Source organism: Microcoleus sp. D2_18a_D3 (assembly GCF_036702455.1).
GTDB lineage: Bacteria > Cyanobacteriota > Cyanobacteriia > Cyanobacteriales > Microcoleaceae > Microcoleus.
This window is the reverse complement of record NZ_JAUBTK010000101.1, coordinates 1-24389: the sequence shown is the minus strand read 5'-3', so window position 1 is coordinate 24389 and position 24389 is coordinate 1. Positions and strand designations below refer to the sequence as shown.

Annotated in this window: 16 protein-coding genes; 1 reads left to right on the top strand and 15 read right to left on the bottom strand. The window is 46.9% G+C overall.

Annotated features, from left to right (window positions below; translation table 11 throughout):
- Nucleotides 1–312 precede the first annotated feature (312 nt).
- From QUB06_RS30130 to QUB06_RS30065, 14 genes are all read right to left on the bottom strand, one after another.
- Entirely contained in the window at nucleotides 313–2733 is a 2421-nt protein-coding gene (locus QUB06_RS30130) for a sucrose synthase (RefSeq protein WP_333438401.1), read from the bottom strand.
- Nucleotides 2734–2861: 128 nt separating this feature from the next.
- On the bottom strand, nucleotides 2862–4385 hold the full coding sequence (locus tag QUB06_RS30125; RefSeq protein WP_333438400.1) for a carboxypeptidase M32: 1524 nt from the start codon (nucleotides 4383–4385) through the stop codon (nucleotides 2862–2864).
- Between the two features lie 79 nt (nucleotides 4386–4464).
- Nucleotides 4465–5667, bottom strand: coding sequence for a tetratricopeptide repeat protein (locus QUB06_RS30120; RefSeq protein WP_333438399.1), 1203 nt, complete (start codon nucleotides 5665–5667; stop codon nucleotides 4465–4467).
- Between the two features lie 374 nt (nucleotides 5668–6041).
- Nucleotides 6042–6383 (bottom strand): type II toxin-antitoxin system PemK/MazF family toxin, encoded by a 342-nt coding sequence (locus tag QUB06_RS30115; protein WP_333438398.1) that lies wholly within the window; start codon nucleotides 6381–6383, stop codon nucleotides 6042–6044.
- Nucleotides 6370–6771 (bottom strand): type II toxin-antitoxin system Phd/YefM family antitoxin, encoded by a 402-nt coding sequence (locus QUB06_RS30110; RefSeq protein WP_333438397.1) that lies wholly within the window; start codon nucleotides 6769–6771, stop codon nucleotides 6370–6372. Before QUB06_RS30110 ends, QUB06_RS30115 begins: the two co-directional genes overlap by 14 nt.
- Before the next feature lie 146 nt (nucleotides 6772–6917).
- Complete coding sequence (locus QUB06_RS30105; protein WP_333438396.1) at nucleotides 6918–8111, bottom strand: tetratricopeptide repeat protein; 1194 nt, start codon at nucleotides 8109–8111, stop codon at nucleotides 6918–6920.
- A complete protein-coding gene (locus tag QUB06_RS30100) occupies nucleotides 8092–9444 on the bottom strand; it encodes an ATP-binding protein (protein ID WP_333438395.1) in 1353 nt (450 codons plus the stop codon). The genes QUB06_RS30105 and QUB06_RS30100 overlap by 20 nt, the downstream gene beginning before the upstream one ends.
- 146 nt (nucleotides 9445–9590) lie before the next feature.
- Complete coding sequence (locus QUB06_RS30095) at nucleotides 9591–10109, bottom strand: Ycf51 family protein (protein WP_333082593.1); 519 nt, start codon at nucleotides 10107–10109, stop codon at nucleotides 9591–9593.
- Between the two features lie 91 nt (nucleotides 10110–10200).
- The gene (locus QUB06_RS30090; RefSeq protein ID WP_333143833.1) at nucleotides 10201–11259 is read right to left on the bottom strand and encodes an adenylate/guanylate cyclase domain-containing protein; all 1059 of its coding nucleotides are present in this window, start codon (nucleotides 11257–11259) and stop codon (nucleotides 10201–10203) included.
- Nucleotides 11256–11630 (bottom strand): response regulator, encoded by a 375-nt coding sequence (locus QUB06_RS30085; RefSeq protein ID WP_333438394.1) that lies wholly within the window; start codon nucleotides 11628–11630, stop codon nucleotides 11256–11258. The genes QUB06_RS30090 and QUB06_RS30085 overlap by 4 nt, the downstream gene beginning before the upstream one ends.
- On the bottom strand, nucleotides 11623–15342 hold the full coding sequence (locus QUB06_RS30080; RefSeq protein ID WP_333438393.1) for a response regulator: 3720 nt from the start codon (nucleotides 15340–15342) through the stop codon (nucleotides 11623–11625). The genes QUB06_RS30085 and QUB06_RS30080 overlap by 8 nt, the downstream gene beginning before the upstream one ends.
- Before the next feature lie 1158 nt (nucleotides 15343–16500).
- A complete protein-coding gene (locus tag QUB06_RS30075; RefSeq protein ID WP_333438392.1) occupies nucleotides 16501–19014 on the bottom strand; it encodes an MASE1 domain-containing protein in 2514 nt (837 codons plus the stop codon).
- 572 nt (nucleotides 19015–19586) lie between these two features.
- Nucleotides 19587–20927 carry an ABC transporter substrate-binding protein gene (locus QUB06_RS30070; RefSeq protein ID WP_333438391.1) on the bottom strand — a complete coding sequence of 447 codons (1341 nt, stop codon included), beginning with the start codon at nucleotides 20925–20927 and terminating at the stop codon, nucleotides 19587–19589.
- A 66-nt stretch (nucleotides 20928–20993) separates the two neighbouring features.
- The gene (locus tag QUB06_RS30065) at nucleotides 20994–21827 is read right to left on the bottom strand and encodes an RsmB/NOP family class I SAM-dependent RNA methyltransferase (RefSeq protein ID WP_333438390.1); all 834 of its coding nucleotides are present in this window, start codon (nucleotides 21825–21827) and stop codon (nucleotides 20994–20996) included.
- Between the two features lie 685 nt (nucleotides 21828–22512).
- On the opposite strand from QUB06_RS30065, the gene fmt reads away from it, so the two are divergent.
- The gene (gene fmt, locus QUB06_RS30060; RefSeq protein ID WP_333438389.1) at nucleotides 22513–23526 is read left to right on the top strand and encodes a methionyl-tRNA formyltransferase; all 1014 of its coding nucleotides are present in this window, start codon (nucleotides 22513–22515) and stop codon (nucleotides 23524–23526) included.
- Here fmt and QUB06_RS30055 read toward each other — a convergent pair.
- The gene (locus QUB06_RS30055; RefSeq protein WP_333438402.1) at nucleotides 23516–24289 is read right to left on the bottom strand and encodes a DUF4435 domain-containing protein; all 774 of its coding nucleotides are present in this window, start codon (nucleotides 24287–24289) and stop codon (nucleotides 23516–23518) included. The two genes, fmt and QUB06_RS30055, sit on opposite strands and share 11 nt — an antisense overlap.
- Between the last annotated feature and the right edge of the window lie 100 nt (nucleotides 24290–24389).

Genomic DNA, 24389 nt, shown 5'->3' with positions numbered 1-24389 from the left:
TGTGGTAACACAGGCATCGACTCTAATTGTAGGAGAGATGGTAGGGGACACTCTGCCATCGACTCTCTAACTGTATCTGAGATGTTGCACCATTCTCAATTACTTGTTTAGGAACAGGCTTTTCGGCCTGTTCCACAAGAAAATTCACTCTTTGTGGAACAGGCCGAAAAGCCTGTTCTTGAGAATGGTACAACCTCTCAGTTGTATCGGAATTATTAAACCCCTCTTGACGCAGAGGATACAGAGAAAGGGAAGAAAGAGATGAATAATTCCGATACCAATGGAGTTGAGAGAAAAAGCAAAACTCCGCAGTTATCGGTTCGCGTGTTCTGCCAATAAAGCCTTCGCTCTCGGCTTGTAAATCAGATAGAACAGCGATTCTATGTAGCGGAGCATATCTTCGCGGTTTTCCTTGGACGAGTAGTTCCAGAAACCGTAAGTCCGCGCCAGCGTCAGCAGCTTGGTAGTGTGAATTTTCCAGGTATACGTGCTGTAAACTCGGTCAATTCCTCGCGTTGAAATTTCATACCAATAGTTGGGATTGTGTTCGCATTTCGATAAAAAATCGAGAATTCTTTGGGCAGTCTCCGGGTGGTTAGTCGGGTTGATATAAAACCCATTTACGCCATCTTGAATGATTTCCAGCGGGCCGCCAAACTGCGTCCCGAAAGTGGGAATCCCGGTAATCATTGCTTCGAGAATTGTCAAGCCGAAAGCTTCAAATAAGGCTGGCTGAACAAATATACCTTGGGTGTCGGCGATTACCCGGTAGATTTCGCCGGACAGGCTTTTGGAAAGCCTCACTCCCAACCAGCGAATTTTACCGTGAAGGTTGTATTGGTCGATAATTGCGTAGAGCTTTTTAATTTCTTCTGCTTCTTCGTAGTCTTCGGTTTCTTCGACCCGCAACTTGCCAGCTACTAGAATTAAGTTGCATTTTTCTTGCAGTTCCTGGCTTTTTCCAAACAATTCTGCTAAGCCTGTCAGGTTTTTAATGCGATCGAGCCGGGCCATCGAAAATAAAGGGCGCTTTTGCGGGTCATCGAGTTTGCCAAAGACTTGTTCCGGGTCTTCTAGAGTAAACAGCAGTTCGTTGAGCCGATCGCGATCGCCTTGCACCCGGTCTTCTATCCGCGTGTAGGGAAAGTACACACTTTCGTTAACTCCCGGCGGCACGACGTTGAATTTAGGGCTGAACAGTTCAATCCCGTTCACAACGTGGTACAAATCCGGCATGGTAAAACAATGGTAAGATTCGTACTGACCGACACTATCGGGTTGTCCCACAATCTCTTGATAGGTGCTGCTGACAATACAACTAGCTGCATTCATAGCAATTATATCGGCAGTAAATTGCAGCGAAAAATGGTACTTGTCCTCTGATTCTTGCCAGTAAAGATTGCTGAACAAATATTTAGATTTTTCCAGCGCATGGGCAATATTGCACTGAGTAGTTTTGAGTTTGCGAGACAGCAAAAACGCTACCAAGTTGCCGTCGGAATAGTTGCCGACAATTAAATCGGGTTTGCCCTGAAACTCAGCCAGCAGTTCTTTTTCTGCATCGATCGCGTAAGTTTCCAAATAAGGCCAAATCTCGAATCTCGAAATCCAATTTTGAGTCAGTTTGGGATTGAACTCCCGGAAGGGAACCCGCAAAATCCAAGCATTTTCAGTGCCGTGAACTTTTTCCAAACGTTGGTTGCAGCGCGTGCCGTCGCTGTTAGGAATTAACCGGGTGAGAATAATTACTTTAGGTTTGACTCCTAAACTATCGAGACCGGCAAGATGAATGTCTTCTTGCAGTTGTTTCTCTAAACTCTTGGCTTGATCGAGGACATAAACTACCTGACCTCCCGTATCCGGTCGCCCCAAAACTCCTTCTTGGCCGAACCAGCCGTGAGGAGAAACTAGGACGATTTTGAAAATCATCGGGATGCGAGAAATAAATGCTTCTAGGGTTTGCGGATCGGGGGAATCAATTAATTCGTCAAGAATTCCTAGGGTTTCATGCACGCGGGCGGCAGTATTTCCCCAACCTGTCTCGAAACCCATCATTTGCAAAACCAGTCGAAATCTCTCGTAGGGTTCTTCTTCAGAAAGATCGCCGACAAAGGTGAGGGCTTTTTTGATTTGTTCTGAAAGTTGTTCTTGGGATTTTATGCGATCGTTAATTAGTAATTGTACGCCGTTGTAGCGGTGAATCCGCAAGAAATTAAATAGAGTTTCCTGCCATTGTCTGGGGTCTTGAAACAGTTTGCTGGACAGGTAGCGGTTGAGGAATTGCACTCCTTTGCCGATGTTCTTGGGGTCGCGAATTGTGGGGGAATAATCGTAAAAAGGGCCGAAATCTAGTTCGAGAATGTCGCCTTCTTGGGGATGAAAGTGGTTGACGAAGCGATCGCGCACATCGAGCAATTCTTGCACTGTCATCTGCTCAACAGTCAAGTCGTCTGCAACTCGCACTATTTCCATTGTAGCAATTTTTGGTCGCAGCAGGACGCAAAGGCTGCCATCTTCGAGAAGAATTTCCTGAACGTAGTAAATCAGTTTGCTTAAAAGAGAAGATTGATGAAACTGTTCGGGCTTTTCGTATTTGGTGCAGTAGGTGGCAAAAGCGTTAACTATGTCGTTTCGCAGTAAATATTTGTTTCCTAAAGCGCGTAAATCGCTGACAAACTGACGCAAGTCGGTTTTTTCGTCGCTGGCGATAACAGCCTGAAAGAGTTCAGACATACATACTCCCTTATGTAAGACTTTTGATTTCCGCTGTGAAATTAGGCGATACTCAAACAGTATCGCCCGTTTTTTAAGCGGCTACTTTTTTTGTAATTTTAAAGTCTGCAAAGTGAAGTTGCTATCCCTCAAATGACATAAAACTCCCCGTATTTATGGCGAATGTAACGGATAAAGGGATCGATAGTTAAAGGTGAACCTGTAACGCGATCAAGCAATTCGACAGCAGTGTATTTGCGGCCGTGCTGGTAGATGTTTTGTTTGAGCCAGTTGTGGAGTACGCTAAAATTGCCCCGTTCTATTTCTACGGGAATTTCAGGATTGATTTTTACTGCTGTTTCGTAGAATTGGGCGCTCATCAAGTTGCCGAGGGTGTAACCTTGGAACATTCCGCCGATCGTACCAACATACCAGTGAACATCTTGCATCGCGCCTTCGCTGTCGGTGGAGGGGACAACGCCGAGGTCGGTTTTATAGCGTTCGTTCCAGGCTTCGGGGAGGTCTCGCACTGCTAGTTTTCCCTCTACCATTGCCAATTCTAGGTCAAAGCGGATGGCGACGTGGAGGTTGTAGGTTACTTCGTCGGCGTCGGTGCGGATGAGCGATCGCGAGACTTTGTTAATTGCCCGGTAAAATGCGTCAGTGGATACGTGTCCCAACTGTCGCAAAAATACGCCTTGGAGTTGCGGGTAGAAACATTCCCAAAAACCGCGGCTGCGCCCGACCAGATTTTCCCAAAGTCGCGATTGACTTTCGTGCACGCCGGAGGAAATGCCGCCTGCCAGAAGCGTCCCTTCAAATTCCGGGGAATTTCCGAGTTCATAGAGGGCGTGTCCGGCTTCGTGGATGCTGCTGAAGAGTGCTTGATCCAAGTGGTCTTCATAGACGCGGGTGGTAATTCGCACGTCGTCTATGGAGAAGTTGGTCATGAACGGGTGCAGGGTGGTGTCTTGCCGTCCCCGTTGGAAGTCGAACCCCATGCGTTCTACAACTTTGCGAGTGAATTCTAGTTGTTGGAATTCGGGGAAGTCTTGGTGTAAGCAGGAGTCGTCGGCGGGAGGTTGCGAGGTGATTGCTTCGACTATCGGCACTAATTCTTGACGCAGTTGGGCGAAAAGCGGGCGCAGCAGGGATACTTTCATGCCGTAGTCGCTACGATCGATCAAAGGATCGGCGATGTGTTCGTATCCGGGGAAAAACTCGGCGTACTGCCTGCTTAATTCTAGGGTTTTTTCGAGATAGGGTTCAACGGCTGCGAAGTTGTTGGCTGCCCTGGCCGCGGCCCAAGCTTCGTAGCAGTCGGCTTGGTGGCGGCAGAGTGCGGACATGAAGGTTGCGGGAACTCTGGCGGCGCGATCGTAGTCTCTGCGGGCTATGCGGATCAGGCTGGCTGCGGTGGAGTCGTAGGGGAGGGTTTGTTCGTAGAAACGCAAGTCTTCTAGAAGTTCACCAATTTTTGGATCGGTAAATTTTTCGTGGGATATTTGTTTGAGAGTAGCCAACTGGCGGCCTCTGGCAGTTGCACCTTTGGGGGGCATATAAGTTGATTGATCCCAATGCAGCAACGACGAGGCTGATTCGATGTCGGTAACTTCTCTGAGATGGGCTGCCAGTTGAGCGAATTTTGCTTGAGTTTTATCTAGGGTTTGCATGATTGGGGTTTATGGTGCTGTTTTGCCTACAAAGGTTGCAGTGCGGCATCCGTATCCATCAATCATAGCTACCCTGAAATCAAGCTAAAAACCGCACTTCTTCCCGTATTGTAAGCAATTTAGAGTCATTTTTGCACAATTTCCGGTATTTCTGCGGATTGAGTTCGATCGCCTTGGATAAGTTTTCGATCGCCAGCCGGATGCTGCTTGCTACAAGTTCCTGGCTGTTTGTGAGCTCGCCTGCTTCTTTTTCTAGGGCGTAAAGGCAAGCTTTTTGATAGTACAGGTTGGGATCGTCGGGTTTGAGTGCGATGATTTTATCGTAGGAGGCGATCGCTTCGCTAAATCGTTGAATTTTTTTGAGGGCGACGGCGCGGTTGTACCAGGCTTCGGTGTTGTCTGGCTGCAATTCTAGGGTTTTGTCCCAAGAGGCTATTGCTTCTTCAAAGCGTTGTAAGTTGGCGAAGGCTAAGCCACGGTTGTAAAAGGTTTCGCTGTCGTTTGGCTTGAGTGTGAGGGCTTTGTCCCAGGATGCGATCGCTGCTTCAAATTGTCCCATTTGGGCGATCGCCCTGCCCCGTTTGTTCCAGGCTTCGGCGGAATTCGGCCGCAGTTGCAGGGTTTTGTCGTAGGAGGCGACGGCTTCCGGGTAGAGTTTTTCATCGGCTAGGGCTAAGCCGCGGTTGTACCAGGCTTGATGCAAGTTTGGTTTGAGTTCGATCGCTTTATCGTAAGAAGTTATCGCGGCTGTATTTTGGTCTGATTTTCTCAGGGCAAATGCTTTGTTGTACCAAGCTTCGCAGTAGTCTGGTTTGATGGCTATAGCTTTCTCGTAGGAGGCGATCGCTTCTGATAATTTCTCTAAGCTGACGAGGGTGTTGCCGCGGTTCGTCCAAGCTTCGGGGTAGCTGGGGTTGAGTTCGATCGCCTTTTCGTAGGATGCGATCGCTTCTGAGAGTCTGTTGAGCTTCCGCAAAACGTTGGCCCGATTATACCACGCTTCGGGATTGTTTGGTTTGATGTGTAGGGATTGGTTGTAGGCTGCGATCGCTTCTTCTAGCTGCCCCAATTTTTTGAGGGCTACGCCTTGGTTGTACCACGCTTCATAAAATTTTGGTTCAAGTTTGATCGCTTCTTCCCAAGATTCGATCGCAGCTTGGAATCGTCCCATTGCTTCTAGGGCGTTGCCGCGTTCGTACAATGTTTGAGCCTTTTGGGTGTTGACTGCTATGGATTTTTCCCCTGAGTCGATCGGCTTTTCTATGCTGGCTAATTTTTGCAAGGGGTTTCACCTCTTTATTTTCGGTCTAATTGATTCTTTTCTTTTTTATATGCGATCTTTTTCGCCTTTGAGTGCTTTCGATCGCGAGTCTTTGGTTATTTATGGCAATTTTACAGGAATTTGGGGACTTTTTCAATTTTTTTCATTATAATTCTAGAGCTGGGATTTGTAGGTATAGATTAATACTATTTTTTTATATGACTGCGTAGAAAAGAGGAAAGGGCGATCGTACTGAGGTGTGACAAACCTCATCCAAGATATAACATGACTTACATATCCAGCCTATTTGTAGTGCATTGCGGCCCCTATTGCTACGGGTAGTGTAAAAATTTAAAAGTTGCGTAAGTCCTGATATAAGTTTCACCTATCGGCGATCACTGACTTAGCAAATTGTAAAGCTTTTCAGCAATTTGAGCCTGTGTATCTGATGATAATTCACCTAACTCACGCTGAACAACCACTGTAGAAACAGTTACCAGTTGATGCAGCCTGATAGTAGATGGCACCCGCAGCCCCGAAGCCTGAAAGTCGGGATGAGAAGCTTCTAATACGATATCTGTTTCCAGTAGATTTGTGGGCAAGCGACTTGTAATATAAGCAAGAATAACATGGCGTCGCGCTCCCAAAGGGTAAGTCAAACAAGCTGCTGGACGCAGTTTGTTTGCCGATAAATCGTCATAGGGAAACGGTAGTAGGAAAATCTTACCCTTGGTCATGGAATGGTTTACCGTCAGCTATGGTATAAATGTCTTCTTCTGAGTCCTGGATCGAACCAAACTTAGGCTCGCTTGCTACTGTTTTAATCCATTCAGGGTCGTGAAAGGGCAAGCCATCAGCTAAAGTGTAGATGTCTTCTGCTGAGTCTCTTAGGGAATCAAATGCTGGATTTGCGATCGCAGCTTTTAGCCATTCATATTCTTCGAGTTTTGCTTTGTTAATTAGGGCGGCTTCTAGTGCTTCTAGTCGCTTCAGATCGGCATAAGTAATGATAGCAGCGATCGCCCTTCCTTCCTGTTCTATGACAATTCGTTCTCCAGTATCCTCGACATGGGCGATGAGTTCGGGAAATTTGTAATTGGTTAGATTAACATTTAGTTGAGTCATCTTTTAACTCGCTATTAATTATCCTATTATATCGTGTCCATTAGCTTCGTTGAAAAGTGTTTGTGATGCTGTAGGGGCGGGTTTTACCAACAAGAATCGCCTCAAACCGACAATCTCATAAACCCGCCCCGCCCAAGGGCAAATCCCTATTCGTGAATCAAGGCTTGAAACCGAGTATGCGATCGAATGCTGTCAATATCCGAGTCAGCTTTTGCCATTTCTCGGTATTTGTCAGGATTCAGATTGAGGATTTGCTGCAAGTTTTGAATAGATAAGTTAACGGAAATAATCGCCTCTTCCAACCTGCCCATATTACCGAGTAGAATGCCCCGATTGTACCAGGCTTCGTGGTCGTATGGTTTGATTTCTAAGGCTTTATCATAAGAGGCGATCGCATCTTCCAACCTTCCTATGTTACCGAGTGCAATGCCTTGATTGTACCAAGCTGCGTGTCTGTCTGGTTGAATTTCTAAGGCTTTGTCGTAGGAGGCGATCGCTTCTTTCCATCTGCCTAAATTACACAGTGCATTTCCCCGATTGTACCAGGCTTCGTGTAAATCAGGTTTGATTTCTAAGGCTTTGTCGTAGGAGGCGATCGCCTTTGCATATTGTTCAGCAAAGTCATACAATAAAGCTTGTTCATAAAACAATTCAGCTTTTTGTTCTGATGTTTGCCCCTCTTCATCAATTAAAGTTTGAATTTTCACCAATTCCCGTTTTCGTTCTTCGGGAGTTAGGAACAAATAATCTTCTTTTTTCCCTCTTTCCGAACAAGCTTTGATTGATTCCGCTTGCAGGCTTTCTCCATCCATTGACAACTTAAATAAACTCGATCGCCAATCAAAGAAATCAGGTGCCCGCTGAATAAAATAATCAATAGCAAACTTAGGCAACAGAAAAACAAAACAGATTTTAAAATTATCTCGAAATCGTTCTCGCTGCTGGTTTAAATTAATTAAAACAGGCGGCACACCCCGCCAACTGTAAGAGTAAATATCCTTACTTTCCCAGCCGAGTTTCTTTTTCTCTTGTTCGTATTCATAAAGTGAATATTCTAAACCTTGGACAAACAGGACATTGATGCGATCGCGATTTGGCAACTCTTCAATTAGATTGTAAAAATCATAAACAGATTCCTTCAGCCGCAAAACCTCAATTTTTTGCTGCGGAATATCTGTTTTAACTCTAGCAATCCAGCGTTCTCCCTGCGCCGGCGAACACTCCACAAACAACAGGCGAAAACCATCCGTCCGCTTGATACTGCGTACCAGAGCTCGATATTCTTCCTCCGGTTCTGCGGGCGGTAAATCTTCGTCCCAATCAATTGTTTGTGGTTTCATGGCTAAGTAGTGCGACTGCTTCCTTAAATTCATCCAGACCTTTAATGAGCGGGTGAACATCATACCAAGTCTGTCTATCTCCTTCAGCGTCGAAGTATCGGTATTCCAAAATACAGCGATTAAATAGCAAACTGCGGTGCTGTTGGTCATTAAGTATTCGCTGAGAAAGAGATAGTTTTGCTAATATTTGCCATTCATATTGTTCAGTAGTTTTGCGGTAGACATCCCGCAGTTTCGTGATTGCTCTTTGCGCTGCTTTCGCAGTAATTGGCAAATTATCTGTGCGGTTTATAGATTCTTGCATCATAAATAGGAAATTTCTGATGTGACCTCCACTCATCAAACATAGCCGTTCTACCATTTCTTTTGTATCAAACAATTCTGTTTCTAAAGATAGATGCGGAGCGACTTGTTTTACGCGCTTTTCAATCAACTCTTTCATTTTAGCAAGTCCCGGTAGGTGAACTTCACCGCTGGGCTTGCGTACCATAATCATAGGCAGCACTTCCGGAGCATTATTATAATTATTGGTTAAATCGGCAACGCGGTTAGAATGTACCATCGAAATCGGTATGGTATAAATGACGTGACAATCTAAAGCTTTGAGTTGTTCGCTGCGGTCTAAGAAAATTTCTTCGAGATTGCTTCGTCCCCCTGGATCTGTATAAAACGGCACAATCCTATCTAAATTATCGGCAATCACTACCAGTTGCGAATATTCAGCGGGCAACTTTTTTTTAGCATCACCAATAAACTTATTCAACGCATCAATCAGGGTTAATGTGTGAGGATTAACTTTTTCTCGGATTTTTTGGCGCAAACTCGGTTCAGTTCTCAGATTCGCCGTTAGCTTGGCAAACTGATTAATTTGCGCTTCTAAGCTCAAGTCTTTAAAAGATAATTCTGTCAGTGCTAAATCTTTTAAATCGTTCCATCGGTTTTCCATCCAATCACGCAAAGGTTTCGAGTCAGCATCTTTAATTGATTCTAACAAGTGCCTGGTGCAAGCTAGCAAAATATCTGTATATTCAGTATCTTCGGGGTTGACATCTTGTTCGTCAGCGGCGAAATAAACGACAAAACAACCTTGTTCTTTTAAATATTCCTGTAGCCGCATCAATTCAGTTGACTTTCCGGCACCACGATGTCCGGTATACAACTGATAAGTCATCTGTTGGGAACGCTTAATATTGCGACCCAAGTCTATGGTAATATCGTCATCTCCTCGGACTTCCCCACAGTCAACATATTGCGGGTCGCCTGCTGGTAAAGGAGAAAATTGGGAAAAGGCGTTGTAGAGGTCTGTTAGTAGTTGTTCTGTATTTTGATTCATAACTTTTTTTAGTATTTTTGGTTTTTTATAGGCTCAACCGCAGATTTTAGGCAGATGAACAGGGATTAACGCAGATAATTTTAAGAAGAGCGATCGAATCTATGCAAAAGGCTGGGTGCACATGGCGCACCCAACAATCACTACTTTTAGGCTTGATATTTTTTCAGAATAGCAACTTTTTCGGGGAAGATTTCGATCGCCATTTTGTCATCATAACGAGTCGCGAGCGATCGCCTCACTTCGCCCAAAAACAGCGGCTGCGACAGCCCAGGTTCAGGATGTACAACTGTACGAACGCGGATGGTCATGTAGTCTCGACCGCGCCCAGAGCGCCCTGGAGAGTACAAATCCGCCGCCGCTTGCTGCATCGTTGCTTCTAATTCCGATTCGGTGATCGTAGGTGGCACAGTAACTACTGTTTGAGCGCCGCCAGTATCGTAAACTAAAGAATAGCGCACCGCACCCGGAATTTCTGTACGGGAAAACAGTCCCAAACCCAGACCAAATATACTCGCAGCAATCACACCCATAAAGCTTGTCACTCCTACCAATCGGAAGCGAAAACCCCATTTGAAGATAAATGCTATAACTGTTAAAATAGCCAAAGCTACTGTCAGAATTCCCGCCCATTGGGCGTACATTAAAAGGTTAGAATTTACGCTCATTTGATGATTTGTTGACTGTTGACTGTTGACTGTTGACTGTTGACTGTTGATATTAGTTACCGATACCCGATGCCCAATGCCCAATGATTAATTAAGCGTTTCGGGCCACAAGCAGATAAGTCATCATATCGCCTTTCCCCTTCACTGGAATGATGCCGCGCTCCTCAAAAACGTACTTACCCCGCAAGCGCTCGTAGGTAGCAACTGTCACCTGAATGCTGCCGGGGACGCCTTGAGATTCCATCCGGGAAGCTGTATTTACCGTATCTCCCCACAAATCGTAAGTAAATTTTTTAGTACCGATTACCCCAGCTTCCACCGGGCCTGTGTGGATGCCGATGCGGATGCTGAGCGGCTGACCTCCCTTGGTATGTATCTTAGTCATCGCTGCTTGAATTTCCAACGCCATTTCGGCGATCGACTCGGCGTGGTCATCGCTGGGCGTCGGCAAACCGCCAACCACCATATAAGCATCGCCGATCGTCTTAATTTTCTCAAGTCCGTAGCGCTCGGCCAACTCGTCAAAAGCGGAAAAAATCTCGTTGAGCAACTCCACCAACTGAGCCGGCGATAAATGAGCCGAAAGCTTAGTAAAACCGACCAAATCGGCAAACATCACCGTTACCTCAGCGAAACTGTCTGCGATCGTAATTTCCCCGTGTTTCAGGCGCTGCGCGATCGCCCTCGGTAAAATATTTAACAGCAAACGCTCGGACTTTTCCTTTTCCTGAGCCAATTCATGTAAATACGCCTGTTCCTTATCCCGCAGTCGCTTCTTTTCCAGACAAGCGCTAATCCGAGCCTTGAGCAATACCGGATTGAACGGTTTAGAAAGATAATCCTCCGCCCCCAACTCTATACACCGGACGATACTGTCGATATCGTCCACCGCCGAAATCATAATCACCGGGATATGGCGCAACTTCTCGTCCGCCTTCAGATTTTCCAGCACCTGATAGCCGTTCATTTGCGGCATCATAATGTCGAGGAGAACTAAATCAAAAGGATCGCTTCGCAACATTTCCAGAGCTTGCAGACCATCTTCAGCAACAGTCACCACGTGGCCTTGACGCTGAAGTCGGCGGGCCAGCAAATCGCGGTTTACCTCATTGTCGTCAACAACCAGCACGCTGCCCTCGTCACCTTTCATGTCATAGCCTGTTTTAGAAGCAGTTCAATCTTACCCAAAAGTCGAGGAAACTCGACCGGTTTGGTGTCGTAGTCGTCGCAGCCGGCGGCCATACACTTTTCACGATCGCCCGCCATTGCGTGAGCCGTCAGCGCAATCACCGGAATCGTGCTAGTTTCAGGAGCCGCCTTAATTTGCTGCGTTGCTTGCCACCCGTCGAGCACTGGCAGACTCATATCCATCAGAATCAAATCCGGTACTTTCGCGAGCGCCATCGACACCCCCTCAGCACCGTCAACAGCAATAAAGACCTCGTGTCCCTTGCGGGCCAGACGCCGGGAAAGCATATCTCTGTTCATTTCGTTATCTTCGACCAACAGGATTTTAGCCATTGGTGTTCTCCTTGCCTTTCGAGTCGTACCTGCGATCGAGCCTGTCATTTACTATAGAGCGAACATCGCGCAACAAAGTATCGCAACTGTAGACTCCTTTTTGTAGTACCCGCTCGACGTAGCCGTTTAGCTGCTGGCTTTCGGCCGGTGTCAAGTTTTTCCCCGTGAGTACAACAATCGGTATAGGATCTCCCGAATGGGATTTGCGAATTTCCCCGATCAACTCAAAACCATCCATTTCTGGCAACATCAAATCCAGTAATATCAGGTGCGGGCGAGCAACTTTTAGCCGATCGAGAGCAGCGCGTCCGCTGTCAGCTTCCGTTACTGCCCAGCCTTGTGTTTCTAGTACGCATCGCAGTATTTCGCGCGTGGCAACGTCGTCTTCCACAATTAGAATTTGACAGGTCAAATTGTTACTTGTAACGTCGTCTTGGTCGCGTCGGTACTTGTTCAACAAGGCAGCCAGCCGTTTGCCGTCCACTGGTTTGGTGAGGTAGTCCGAGGCACCCAATGCAAAGCCGAGGCTTTTGTTGCCCACAAAGGATAGCAGGATTACGGGAATTTCGGCAAGCTCAGGATCTGCCTTCAGCGCTGAGAGTACCGCCCAGCCGTCCATTCCGGGCATGATCACATCCAGGGTAATGGCGTCTGGCCGTAGTTGCTTAGCGAGCCGGAGAGCTTGCTCGCCGCCGCCTGCGACTTCTACGTGCAGTCCTTGGCGACTGAGGGTGCGCTGGATTAAATCCCGCGATATCGGGTCGTCATCAACTACCAGCACCGTGCCGACAGCGGGGGCGTCGGGAGGGCTAGTGCTGTCGTGGACATTGTTGGGGATTTCCGGCTGTTTGATGGCTTTGGGCAAGAGCACGGTGAAAGTGGTGCCGGAGCCCGAGGTGCTGCTGACCTCAATGCTGCCGCCCATCATCTGACAGAAGCGCTGGCTGATTGCTAGTCCCAAACCGGTGCCACCGTACTCGCGGGTAGTCGAGGCATCAGCTTGGGTGAAAGGTTGGAAAACTCGCTCCAATTGCTCTTGTGTCATGCCGATGCCCGTATCGGTCACTCGGAAACTTAAAAATTCGGAGTTGGAAATTAAAATTTCGGAAGATTCCTCTTGATTTTTCATTTTTAATTGTTCATTTTTAATTCTTTCCACTCCGATCGCAATTCTCCCGTTTTGTGTGAATTTGGCAGCGTTGCTGAGCAAGTTAAGCAGCACTTGCCGCACTTTGGTCATGTCCGCGTGCATGGTGTCGAGGTTGTCTGGACAGTACACTTCTAGGGTATTACCGTTTTTCTCGACCAGCGGCCTGGCCGTGGCAACAGCACTTTCAATTAAGGTATAGATGTCGAAGGTTTCTAAGTAGAGATCCATTCGACCTGCTTCAATTTTAGAGATATCTAGGATGTCGTCGATCATCGACAGCAGGTGTTTGCCGGCGCAGCAGATTTTTTCGAGGTCGGGGACGAAAGCTTCATCGCCCAATTCTTCGGCTTCTTCTTGGAGCATTTCGCTGTAGCCGATGATGGCATTGAGCGGTGTGCGAAGTTCGTGGCTCATGTTGGCGAGAAATGTGCTTTTTGCCCGGTTGGCTGATTCTGCTGCTTCTAGGGCCGACTGCAAGGCGGATTCTGCCTGTTTGCGATCGGTGATGTCTTGGACTGTGCCTTCGTAGTACAAAATCCTGCCGTTTTCGTCGCAGATGCTGCGCGCGTTTTCGGAAATCCAGATCGTGCTACCGTCTCGGCGGTATATTTGGGATTCAAATTTTGACACTTGGCGGCGCGCGCCCAATAGGGCCATAAACTCGGCGCGCCGATGCGGGTCTACGTAAAGTTGGCGGTTGATATCTGTGAGTTCGCCTAGCATTTGGGCACAGGATTCGTAGCCGTAAATCTCGGCTAGTGCGCGATTGCCGCTGAGGTAGCGCCCGTCTGGGGTGGTCTGGAATATGCCTTCGACTGCGTTTTCAAAGATGCTGCGGTATTTTGTTTCGGATTGTCTCAAGGCTGCTTCTGCTCGCTTGCGCTCTAGGGCATTGGCGAGCATTTCTCCTACCATTTTTAGCTGTGTGGATATTTCGGTTGCTCGACCTGCTGTTTGCTTTAAGCCATCGAATCCGAGAATTCCTACTAGGTTTTTACTCGAAATTAGGGGAATAATTATCAGTGATTGGCTATTTTTTCGCGGTTTTTGTGATTCTAAATTATTGAGGGAAGCGCCAATCGAAGGTATTGAGGCGATTGCGGTTTGATTGACTGTTTGGGATGGGGATTCTGTCTGGAATTGGGCTGGATTTTGACCGATAAAATAGGCAATTTCGGCGATTGCTGAGGGCGGGAGTTCGCCGATTTCTGGAATATAAAGGCATTCGGCGCGATCGAGCTTTTCTGCAATCCAAGGGATTTGTGCGATGTCTATTGGTTTGTCTGTGCTGTTTTTGACTGCCGGAATGCCTTCGCCGCACCACTCGTAGGTTTTGTCGGCGCGGGTTTTGTCGACTGATAACAGGTAGATGTAACTGCGGTTAAACCCGCTCAAAGTGGCGATCGCTTCTAGGGTTCGATCGATGCCTGTGTCTATTTCTGATAAGGGCTGGCTGATGAAATCGGTTGACAAACGGGCAATCAACTGAGCGAATTCTATTCGATACTGCAAAGATTGTTCTACTTTTTTGAGTTCGGTAACGTCTCGAAAGCTCCAGACTCTACCGACTGTTTTCGCTCCGACTTTTGATGGCAACGAATTTAATTCAAGAATTTTTCCGTCTTTAAATTCTAATAATTCGCTGATTTGAGTATCTGGATCTGCCGACACTTTGAGCACGTTTTGGAGAAATCCTTGCGGGTCTTTTAATTGTTCCCTGTCGAATGGGAATCCTGTTTCGATCGTGTTTTTGACTGGGCCGAAGGTCGATCGGCTCAACTTTCCTTGGCTGGCGGACAAACCCCACAGCTCTAGAAATTTCTGATTATAATTGCATACATTGCCGTTGATGTCAACGGCCAGAATTCCTGCATCTGTAGATTTTAGAACTGCTTGCAGTATCGAGAGCGATTGCTTGTGTTCTCTAATGTCAAAAAGGTCAAAAAACACCAAGACTGATATTTCGCTGCCCTCAAATGCGGGATGGAAAAAATAGGAAACTGGTAAAATCTTGCCGTCGCGACACAAAAACTCGTCGTCCCAGTTGTTGCAAGGTTGACGGGAAGCGATCGCCTGTTGTAAATCTAGTGTAGGTGCGATCGGCCTATCTTCACTCTTGCTGGGCGACTGTTTCGGCTCCGTCAAAACTTGGGATTTGTGGCCTTCCTTTTGCTTCCCGATGCGCTCTAGCAGAGAAACGCCTGCAAGTTCCGACTCTCGCCACCCCAGCAAGCGTTCTGCCTCTGGATTCACCGAGATTACACAGCCCTTCGCGTCAAGGATACACAATCCCGCCCCCAAACTGTTGACACTCGCCCGCAGTCGATCGAATTCTGAAGCTGTTGGAGAGTCTTGAGGGGACTGGGGCGAGTGGGTTAAATCCTTTAACGCCACAGTCTCGGAGTTCAAGCAATCCTGCTGTTGAAGTTCTTGCTGACTCTGAACTTCGTCATAGCTACAACTTACCTGCTCTAATAAAAGCTGCCACTGCTCAGCAGTGGGAGGGGGAGACTCGCCGACTAAACCAAGCTGTTCGAGTTGGCGCTGGAGGTGGGGGTGCATATTTTCTGGCGCTTTGTAGGCAACTTTCTACAGTATATCTTTTTAATTAATAATATATATACGTAGGTATACGGTTAGGGGACAAGTACGCGAGCGAAATCTCTAACAGGTTTTATTGAGAAGCCGAGGGATCATCTCGGCTCTCCAAAATCTTTCCAACTCGGCTAATTATATTAATTCTCATAACTTTTAAGGGTTGTGTACAAACCAATCTTCTGAATGTCGGCAGCACGCTCAAAAATAATAATATCATCTTATCAAGTCAATACTCAGGAAAGTTTTGGTAACGATACTATAAGGTTACGCGGGGCAAGGAGCATAAAAAAGTCGAATTAAATGCAATCCCGGTGTGGAGCCGACATTGATTTAATTATCCACAGTGGATCAAAGTCAAGCGAGAATCATATCGATTCCGGTTGCACTCCTCATCATAGTTGACTGTTGACTGTTGACTGTTGAAGGAGGGGTCAAAAAACTGAAAATTGCGCGAATTATTTGTTGGCTGCTTGATTCGACTTTAGGCCCGACTTTCGAGGCGCGGATTTGATATCATTCCCGGCCAGCCGGAATTGATATCAGCCATTGGGCCCTAGAAAAACTGTTCGGAGTATTAATCAAGTGAACTTCCCCTCAAAAACTAGGTGCCAGCCAAAAAATTATCGCGGACGCGGGTACTGGACAGGAAAAATTATTATATCAAATCCGCACTTCATCGGAATTATTCATCTCTCTCTTCCCTTTCTCTGTATCCTCTGTGTCCTCTGCGGTTTAATCATTCCCCTACAACCGGAATGAATATTATTCCCCCGTCAGCGGAAACAATTTCATATCAATCCCGGTTGCACCGTCCGTGATTGTTGACTGTAGAAGGAGGGGTGCAAAAACTCAAGGGTTGAGTGTTAACTGTTGACTGGATTTTATTATTCCCATGCAACCGGAAACAATATTACTCCCTCCCCGAAACCGCTCTGAGGGTTGGGGTGGGGTAAAAATTTTACGACTCATTTAAGATTACTCTATTTTAGAAAAACCTCGTAAAAAAACTAAGTTTATAATGTAATAAATTATGGCAAAATCTCCCTATCTGCTAGTGAAATGATCAGCCAAGTGCGGAGGCAAAGAAAAATTACCGGGAGCGAAAATAGCTGTAAAAAAATATTATTGGTCAGACTTTTCGGTTGAGATCGAAAGGTCGGTGAAAATAGCTGGCAGCCGAATGGTAAAGGTAGAACCTTTGTTCTCCTCGCTGGATGCGGTAATGTCTCCGCCCATCATTTCGCAGAATTTCTTAGTAATCGTCAGCCCCAAACCAGTGCCGCCGTACTTCTTAGTAGTTGAGGAATCGGCTTGGGTGAAAGGCTCAAAGATTCTGGCTAACTCTTCGGGACTCATGCCAATGCCGGTATCTTTGACCGTAAAAATGATCCAATCTTGAGCCGAAGATAAGAGAGACAAGCTATTTTCAGCTTGGCCACCTCCTCTATACGATCCAAGTTTTTTGCCTTTCTTTGCAGAGTCGGCAGGGGTTTCGACGGATCGGGTAACGGCGAAGGTAATCGCGCCGGAGCAAGTAAATTTCGCAGCATTGCTGAGGAGGTTGAGCAGAGACTGCCGGAGTTTAGTTTTGTCGGTGTGCATCGACCCAATATCCTCGGGGCATTGTATTTCTAGGATATTGCTATTTTTGTCTGCCATCGGCGCGATCGTGGCCACTACTTCCTCAACCAGAGTTGAAATGGTGAAGGTTTCGAGGTCGAAGTCGATGCGGCCTGCTTCAATTTTGGTCAAGTCGAGAATATGTTTAATCAGCGCGAGTAGGTGCTGGCCGGCCGTGTTAATTCTCTGGAGGTCGTCGATGAACTCTTCGGCACCAAGGTCTCGGGCGTCTTCTTGCAGGAGCTCGCTGTAGCCGATGATGGCGTTGAGGGGGGTTCTGAGTTCGTGACTCATGTTGGCGAGAAAAATGCTTTTGGATCTATTTGCAGCTTCGGCGGCTAATGCGGCCCGGCGGAATTCTTCGGAACGCAAGCGTTCGGTGATGTCGGTAGTCATGATTAAAACGCACTGAGTGCTGCCGAGGTGGATGAGTTCCACTGACAGCAGCCAGTCGCGCACTTCGCCGGCTTTGGTGCGAATTTTGATTTCTTGGTTGCTGATCGAATTTTGTGATTGCAAAATCTGGGCTAGCCGCCCCCCGTCTTCTGTATTGACAAACATTCCTAAGTCGCTGGGAGTGCGGCCCATAAATTCGTGCCGCAGCCAGCCTAATGAGCGCAAAAAGCTTTCGTTGGCATCGAGGAAGCATCCGTCTGTGAGGGTGCAGATGCTGATCCCGACTGGGGAGGCGTGAAAAGCCTTGGAAAATCTTTCTTCTGAAGAACGCAGGGCGGCTTCGGCTTGCTTTCTGTCTGTGATGTCTTGGACGGTGCTGGTGATGTAGAAGGAGGTGACGGCGGCTTGTTCGTAGACTGTGCGGTTGCTACCGTCGGGGAGTATGAGCCTGTAGTCGATGCTGTAAGGCTGTTGCTGAAATAAAGCGGCTTCGATCGAGGTTCTGACTAATTCTCTGTCTTCAGGGTGCACGTATTCCAAGAAGGCTTCCCGGCTGGGTTCAAAAGTTCCCGGTTCCTGTCCCAGGATGCGGTAAATTTCCTCTGACCACCGCAATTGCTGGGTGTTGCGGTCTAAGTCCCAGTTGCCTAGCTGGGCGATCCGTTGGGCGTTAGCGAGGCTGGCTTCGCTGGCGCGCAGGGAGGCTTCTGCTTGGTGGCGTTCGGCGACGGTGGCAGCTAAGACTAAGCCGGTGACCGCGATGACGGCGATGAAGGCTTGCAGGGATAACAGCGCTTGGGGGATACTGCTGGCGTGTTTCAGGAAGGGGCCGCTGCCTCGGGCGATACCCCAGATGGCGAAGCCGCAGAGGATGAGGTTGGAGAGGGCGGTGTAGCGCTGACCGAATCGAAAGGCAGCCCAAACTACTAGGGGAAATGGTAAATATTCGAGGGGATAGCGGGCGTAGGCGGCGCGGGTGCGGGAGCAAAAGACGAGCCAGCCGACTGCTAGCAGCAGCAGCAGCCAAATCGCTCGTTCAGCTATCTGTTTGCGATGGGTGGGGACTTTGGGCAATTGTTGCCACGTCAGCAGCAGCGGGGCGACGAGCAAAATTCCCATTGCGTCTCCCACCCACCAAGTCGCCCAAACCGTGCCAAAATCGCCCCAGCTAGATAAACCGGTCAGGCAGACGACGATGCTGCCGATGGTGGAGTTGATTAGGGTAGAGCTCAAGGCTGCTAGTCCGACTATTCCTAAAACGTCTTTGAGCCGATCGAGCCTAGCGCTAAAGTTAATGCCCTGGAGTAGATAAGTTCCCGTCCACGCTTGCAGGGTTCTGGCGCCTGCCGAGATCAATGCCGTGCCGATGTTGGCCGACGGTACGCTCATGCTGAACAGGAAGCCTCCGATCGCGATTCCCGGCCACAGTTGCCGCCCAAACACCAGCAGGGCGACTTGGGCAATTCCTGCTGCTGGCCACATCGGGTAAATTTCTGAACTGAGGGTGAGGGTGGAAATGGCGAATTGCGACGCCCCATAGTATACCAGGGCGATCGCGCCTACTGCGAGGAAGTACCGCCAGGGATGTCCTTTGATTGCGTTAAGGAACTTTGTCTGCATTGTCGTTTGGGGAAAAGGTGGACGGTGGTTGGGCTCTCAGGATGTGGCACGGGACAGGCACAGGGTAGAGAAAATGTTTCTATTAGGTGATGGTAGGTCATGAGTGGTAGGTACTGGGAGAAGCTTGTGAGCTAAATTTTTGTGGTGCCGTTGAGGGAGCGGTTTTTTTGTTCGATCAAATCTGCCCATGAATTTCGGGAGTATCGCTTTTTTGTAAATATATCTCTAATGGCTAAGCAATTGGTTTGTAAATTTTTGGTTTTTGTTAAAAATTTATTACCGAGCGACAGCGGGTGTCTTTTTGTGTCGGGCGATCGTAACTCAATTCACCCTAACATCTTGCACCCTGCTCAATAATACCTAAAATACCTAAAATACCTAAAATATCAATAACAGCGACCTAAAATATCTGCTTTTAGGTATGTTTTGGGTCATAAACACGGTTTCTGATTAGAAGTACAGGCGGTAGTGATTTTCACTAGATTTTTAACCCATCAATCGAGGCTTCAAGTCTGGCGATCGAATAGAGTGAAACCGGATAATTTACAGCTAACAAAAATATTTTTTCTGGTCTATTTCTCTTTGGCTGTTGCAATATCTAAGGTTAGTGTCAAACGCTCTTGAGATTCTTTAAGGGCGTCTTGGGGGTTGCGGCCGAGAAGGGTTGCCTCTATGGCGCGACCGAGGTTTTCTGATAGGCGGGAGTAACCTGATATAATGGGTCGCGCTCTGGCTGAGTTCATTTGTTCTAAAAATACTTGCAAAACAGGGTTTTTTTCCACAAAGCTTTGATAAGCTTGGCTCTGTCTCGATTTTAAGTTAATGGGTAAATAACCTGTTCCCAATGCCCATGCTGTTTGGAATTCTTCACCTATAACGTATTCTAAAAATACTAGGGCTGCTCGCTCTCGTTCTGGCGAGGTTTTCATTAAAAACAGGTTTTCACCCCCTACGACGGCTGCGGGGCGTTTGAGGAGCGGTAAAGGCATTGCTGCGTAGTCGATCGCGCTTTGCTGCAACTGTGCTAGCGTCCACGGCCCCGTGAGTTGCATGGCGACTTTCCCGGCGATGAAATTGTCGAGTTCGTAACCGCGTTCGGGTGCTGACAATATTGCTGAACCTTCTTTTAATAAGTCGCTCCACAATTCTAAGGCGGCGTGAGAACCGGGATTATCTATTTGGGGTACAGGACTTTGAGGTATTTCGCCTTTGAGTTCGCCGCCTGCGCTGAACATGAATGGCAGCCAGGTAAATACTGTCCATTCTCCTTTGCCTAGGGGGAGCACTATGCCGTGTTGGTCTGTGCGGCCGTCTCCGTTGGTGTCTCGGGTGAGCGATCGGGCTACTTGCTTTAATTGCCCCCAATTCTGCGGCACTTTTTTGATTCCTGCTGCTGCAAATAAGCTGGGACGGTAAAATATGGCGACGTTATTTGTGCCTAGGGGAACTGACCAAGTGTGTCCGCCGAGTTCCATTGACTCGAAGAGGGCCGGGTAGATTTCGGCTTTCCGGGGCGATTTGTCGAGCCAGTTTTCTAACGGCACAATTGCGTTTAGTTCGGCTAGTTTTCCCGCAATTGTAGGGCTATTCCACAGCAAATCCGGCGGTGCATTTCCAACTATTGCTGTTAGTATTTTTGGCAGTTGTTGGTCGGGCTGGCCGATGTAAATTGGTTTGATCTGGATGTTGGGATGTGTTTTGTTGAATTGGTCTGTGAGGGTTTTAAATACGTCGCGATTTGGGGGAGGATTGATGCCGTGCCACAGTGTGAGTTCGATCGGTTCGCCGTTTTTGGCTGCGGGTGTTGTGCTGTTTTGACAGCCGCTTAATATTAGCAGATTTAATGTAAGTAAAATGCCGACAGCTAGTTTGAGTTGCCTTTTAATTGCTTGGGATAATTTGGATAATATCATTTTTTAGTTGGATTCCAGGAAGAAGATTTTTTTTACCCGCAGATGAACGGGGATGGACGCGGATAGTTAGAGGTTGGTAAAACGAGCTAAATCTCGAAAATCTGCTGGTAGCTGATTTCTCTCTCCATCCGAGGTGTTTTGAAACACAACGGTGAAAGCTCCTGCTCCTAGTCTATCTTGCGGCCACATCCGATAGCAAGGAATTTCGGTCAGGTGCGATCGATATTTTTCTAAATGAGGAACAGTGACTGGCCCAAATTCGCGGAATTTGCTTAACAGCCATTCGCTGACTTGTTCATTTTCTGGGGTTGAATAAGTGCAGGTCATGTATGCAAGATAACCTTGGGGCGCTACAATTTTAGCAGAATTGGCTAAAATTCTTTTTTGGCGGTTGGCATTGCTGTTGATGGTGACATGATGAAAGCAGCCGGGTGCTTTGTCTCCTTTTGCTAAGAGTGATTGACCTGTACAAGGAGCATCTACTATTACTAAATTAGCAGTTTGTGGTATTTTTTCGGCAAGTATTTTTGAATCGACGTTAGCGGCGGCGCATGGTTGAATTTGACAGCGTTTTAAATTAGAGATAAGCATTCCCATGCGTTTGCCTATGGCTTCGTTGCACAACAGCAATTCTGGGTTTAAGGTTTTCCAGGCAAATATACTTTTTCCTCCGGGGGCGGCGCACATATCTACGATTAGTTTGATGGGCTGGGGTATTGTTAACAATGTGGAGGCGGCGAAGATTGAGGAAAAGTCGAGACAGTAGTAATGTCCTGCTTGATGTAAGGAATGTTTTCCCGGCTGGGATTCTAAGGCTAGTCTATCTACAAATTGCGGTTGCCAAGAAACTGGAATTTCGATATCAAATGGGTTTTCTGTTGGTTTTGGTGGCAGCCACAAGATAGCAGGATTAAAAGCTTGGGGATTGGTGACGGCATGAATAAACTTTTCTTGTTCGGCGGTGTCGGCAAATAAGCTGCGGCTGAGTTTCAGCAGGAGATTAGATGGTTTTTCCCTGTTCGAGGAGATATGATAAAATTGAGATTCCCAGTAACAAAGGTAGATTAGATGATAATTATTAGTGTAGAACAGTTATAGTTAACTTGGGAAGAATGAATGCAAATGTTGTTGCCTCTATCAAACACATTGCTTTTGAGCGTTCGAGTCTGGCTGCACCTGATACCAATTTAATGTGAAGTTGCATATATTTCGATCCCCCTCGCATCCCCCTTAATAAGAGGGACTTTGACCAAGCTCTTGTCCCCCCCTTAATAAGGGGGGTTAGGGGGGATCAGATTCTATGCAACCTCATATAAAATTGGTATGAGTATCAATTGAGATCCTTTTTGCCGATCGCACAACTCGGAACTCTTCTCGAAGTGTATAATCTAGGAGCCAACTACTATTATTTGAGCTGACAAATAAACATTACATGAGCTAGGTGGGTAAAAACACTCATAAACTAGCTTGTATCATAGCTGCGACGCGCTGAATAGTCTGTATAATATACTATGGTTTTTTGCCATTACCTACTTGATGACTAATGAGTAATGACTGAGGACTACTTACTAATAACGAAGAATCTATGAAAATTGTTTTTTTTGGCACTCCCGATTTTGCTGTTCCTACTTTATCCAGTTTGCTAAGTCACCCAGAATTTGAGGTTGTGGGTGTAGTGACTCAGCCGGACAAACGTCGGGGAAGAGGCAATCAATTGATGCCTTCACCTGTAAAAGATGTGGCTTTAAATCACAGTCTCCCGGTTTGGCAGCCGCGCCGAATTAAGAAGGATGCGGAAACGCTTGCTAAGTTGCTGGAAGCGGAGGCAGATGTGTTTGTGGTGGTGGCTTACGGCCAACTTCTTTCTCAAGAAATTCTGGATATTCCTAGTTTGGCTTGCGTTAACGTTCACGGTTCAATTTTGCCGAAGTATCGCGGTGCGGCACCGATTCAGCGCTGTCTTTTTGACGGGGAAAAGACAACAGGAATTACTACTATGCTGATGGATGCTGGGATGGATACTGGGGCGATGCTATTGAAGGCTTTTGCTGGTATTGCGCTGTTGGATAATGCTGATTCTTTGGCGGATAGGTTGGCGGAAGTTGGGGCGGATTTGTTGGTTGAAACTTTGGTGAAATTGAGGGACGACAAAATTGAAGCTGTTGTTCAAAATGATGCTGAGGCGACTTACGCACCGATGATTAAGAGTGCGGATTATGTGCTCGATTGGTCGAAAAGTGCGATCGACCTTCACAATCAAGTTAGGGGCTTTTTCCCGGATTGCACGACAACTTTTCGCGGCAATTCTCTGAAGGTGATAGCTACTGTGCCCGTCGGGCCGGAATATTGGCTGCAAATGCCAGCGGATTTGAGAGTTTTGGAACGCGAATGGCCTGTTTTAGCCCAGTTGTCGGGCGCAAATGGGGAAGTTGTCAAGGTTGTGAAGGGCTTGGGGGCGATCGTCCAAACTGGCGATGGTTTATTATTGTTGCGGGAGGTGCAGTTAGCGGGGAAAAAGGTGCAGTCAGGGGTGGATTTTGCCAATGGAACTCGGTTGGCTGCTGGTGAGGTTTTTGGGAAAGTTGAAGTTACGAATTAGGTAGCACCTGAAAGGGTTGATTGTTTTTTTCCCACTGTTGAATAGCTGCATAAAGTTGTGTTTTGCAGAAATAAGAAGATTCGTAGGCAAGTCTTAAGTTTTGTTCGAGTACATTTGGCTCAACTGTTTTAGAGTTGCACGAACCTAATGCTTTACAAAGTGCGATCGACAAAATCTCAATCATATCGTGACCACAACAAATATACCACATATCTTGAGCATTTGTTTTTAAGCTATTCATTCTTGCTTTAACTTCTGTCTCGTCAAGTCCCAGCTTTTGAGAGTTGTTTTTCACAGTTTTAATCAACTCGGATTCATTTAATATTAATGTGCGATCGTCCACAAATTTCTTAAAAGCTAAATCTTCAAACTTTAAACAATAATCAAACTTCAGCGAAGCCCATCGCAAATAACCGATAATCTTGGCACTTTCCAATAAAGTCTGGCGAATATCTTTACCAAAACTCTTGATTTTGTCTTCCGAACCGTGCTCCAAAAGTACCTTTTCAAGTGCTGGCGACTTCAGCAGCATAGTTTCCAAATCGTGAGTATCTGTAAACAGCAAGTTGGGACTAAGTGGAACAGTTCCTTCTAATATATCAAAATCAGCATCAACAACAGCCAAAACACCAGCAAAGTTACCTTGTTCAAGGATATTTAGCACTTGCACAGCTTTATCTTTATTGTAGGCATTCTCTACACGACACTTTGTGGAGTGTACCAAGTTTGTCCATACCCGCGCATCTGTATCTCCCTCAACAATTAAAAAAGATCCAGTGTATTGAGATTAGGACTTACGCATTGACAAAATAACCAAATAGTGCATTGATAAAGAGGGAACGTCTACTAACGGGTATCAGACA

Bases quoted from the DNA above. Each gene is read 5' to 3' on its own strand.
- QUB06_RS30090 (WP_333143833.1), bottom strand. From the start codon at position 11,259: ATGAAAGGTGACGAGGGCAGCGTGCTGGTTGTTGACGACAATGAGGTA.
- QUB06_RS30130 (WP_333438401.1), bottom strand. From the start codon at position 2,733: ATGTCTGAACTCTTTCAGGCTGTTATCGCCAGCGACGAAAAAACCGAC.
- QUB06_RS30075 (WP_333438392.1), bottom strand. From the start codon at position 19,014: ATGCAGACAAAGTTCCTTAACGCAATCAAAGGACATCCCTGGCGGTAC.
- QUB06_RS30095 (WP_333082593.1), bottom strand. From the start codon at position 10,109: ATGAGCGTAAATTCTAACCTTTTAATGTACGCCCAATGGGCGGGAATT.
- QUB06_RS30125 (WP_333438400.1), bottom strand. From the start codon at position 4,385: ATGCAAACCCTAGATAAAACTCAAGCAAAATTCGCTCAACTGGCAGCC.
- QUB06_RS30115 (WP_333438398.1), bottom strand. From the start codon at position 6,383: ATGACCAAGGGTAAGATTTTCCTACTACCGTTTCCCTATGACGATTTA.
- QUB06_RS30105 (WP_333438396.1), bottom strand. From the start codon at position 8,111: ATGAAACCACAAACAATTGATTGGGACGAAGATTTACCGCCCGCAGAA.
- QUB06_RS30100 (WP_333438395.1), bottom strand. From the start codon at position 9,444: ATGAATCAAAATACAGAACAACTACTAACAGACCTCTACAACGCCTTT.
- QUB06_RS30085 (WP_333438394.1), bottom strand. From the start codon at position 11,630: ATGGCTAAAATCCTGTTGGTCGAAGATAACGAAATGAACAGAGATATG.
- QUB06_RS30110 (WP_333438397.1), bottom strand. From the start codon at position 6,771: ATGACTCAACTAAATGTTAATCTAACCAATTACAAATTTCCCGAACTC.
- QUB06_RS30070 (WP_333438391.1), bottom strand. From the start codon at position 20,927: ATGATATTATCCAAATTATCCCAAGCAATTAAAAGGCAACTCAAACTA.
- QUB06_RS30080 (WP_333438393.1), bottom strand. From the start codon at position 15,342: ATGCACCCCCACCTCCAGCGCCAACTCGAACAGCTTGGTTTAGTCGGC.
- fmt (WP_333438389.1), top strand. From the start codon at position 22,513: ATGAAAATTGTTTTTTTTGGCACTCCCGATTTTGCTGTTCCTACTTTA.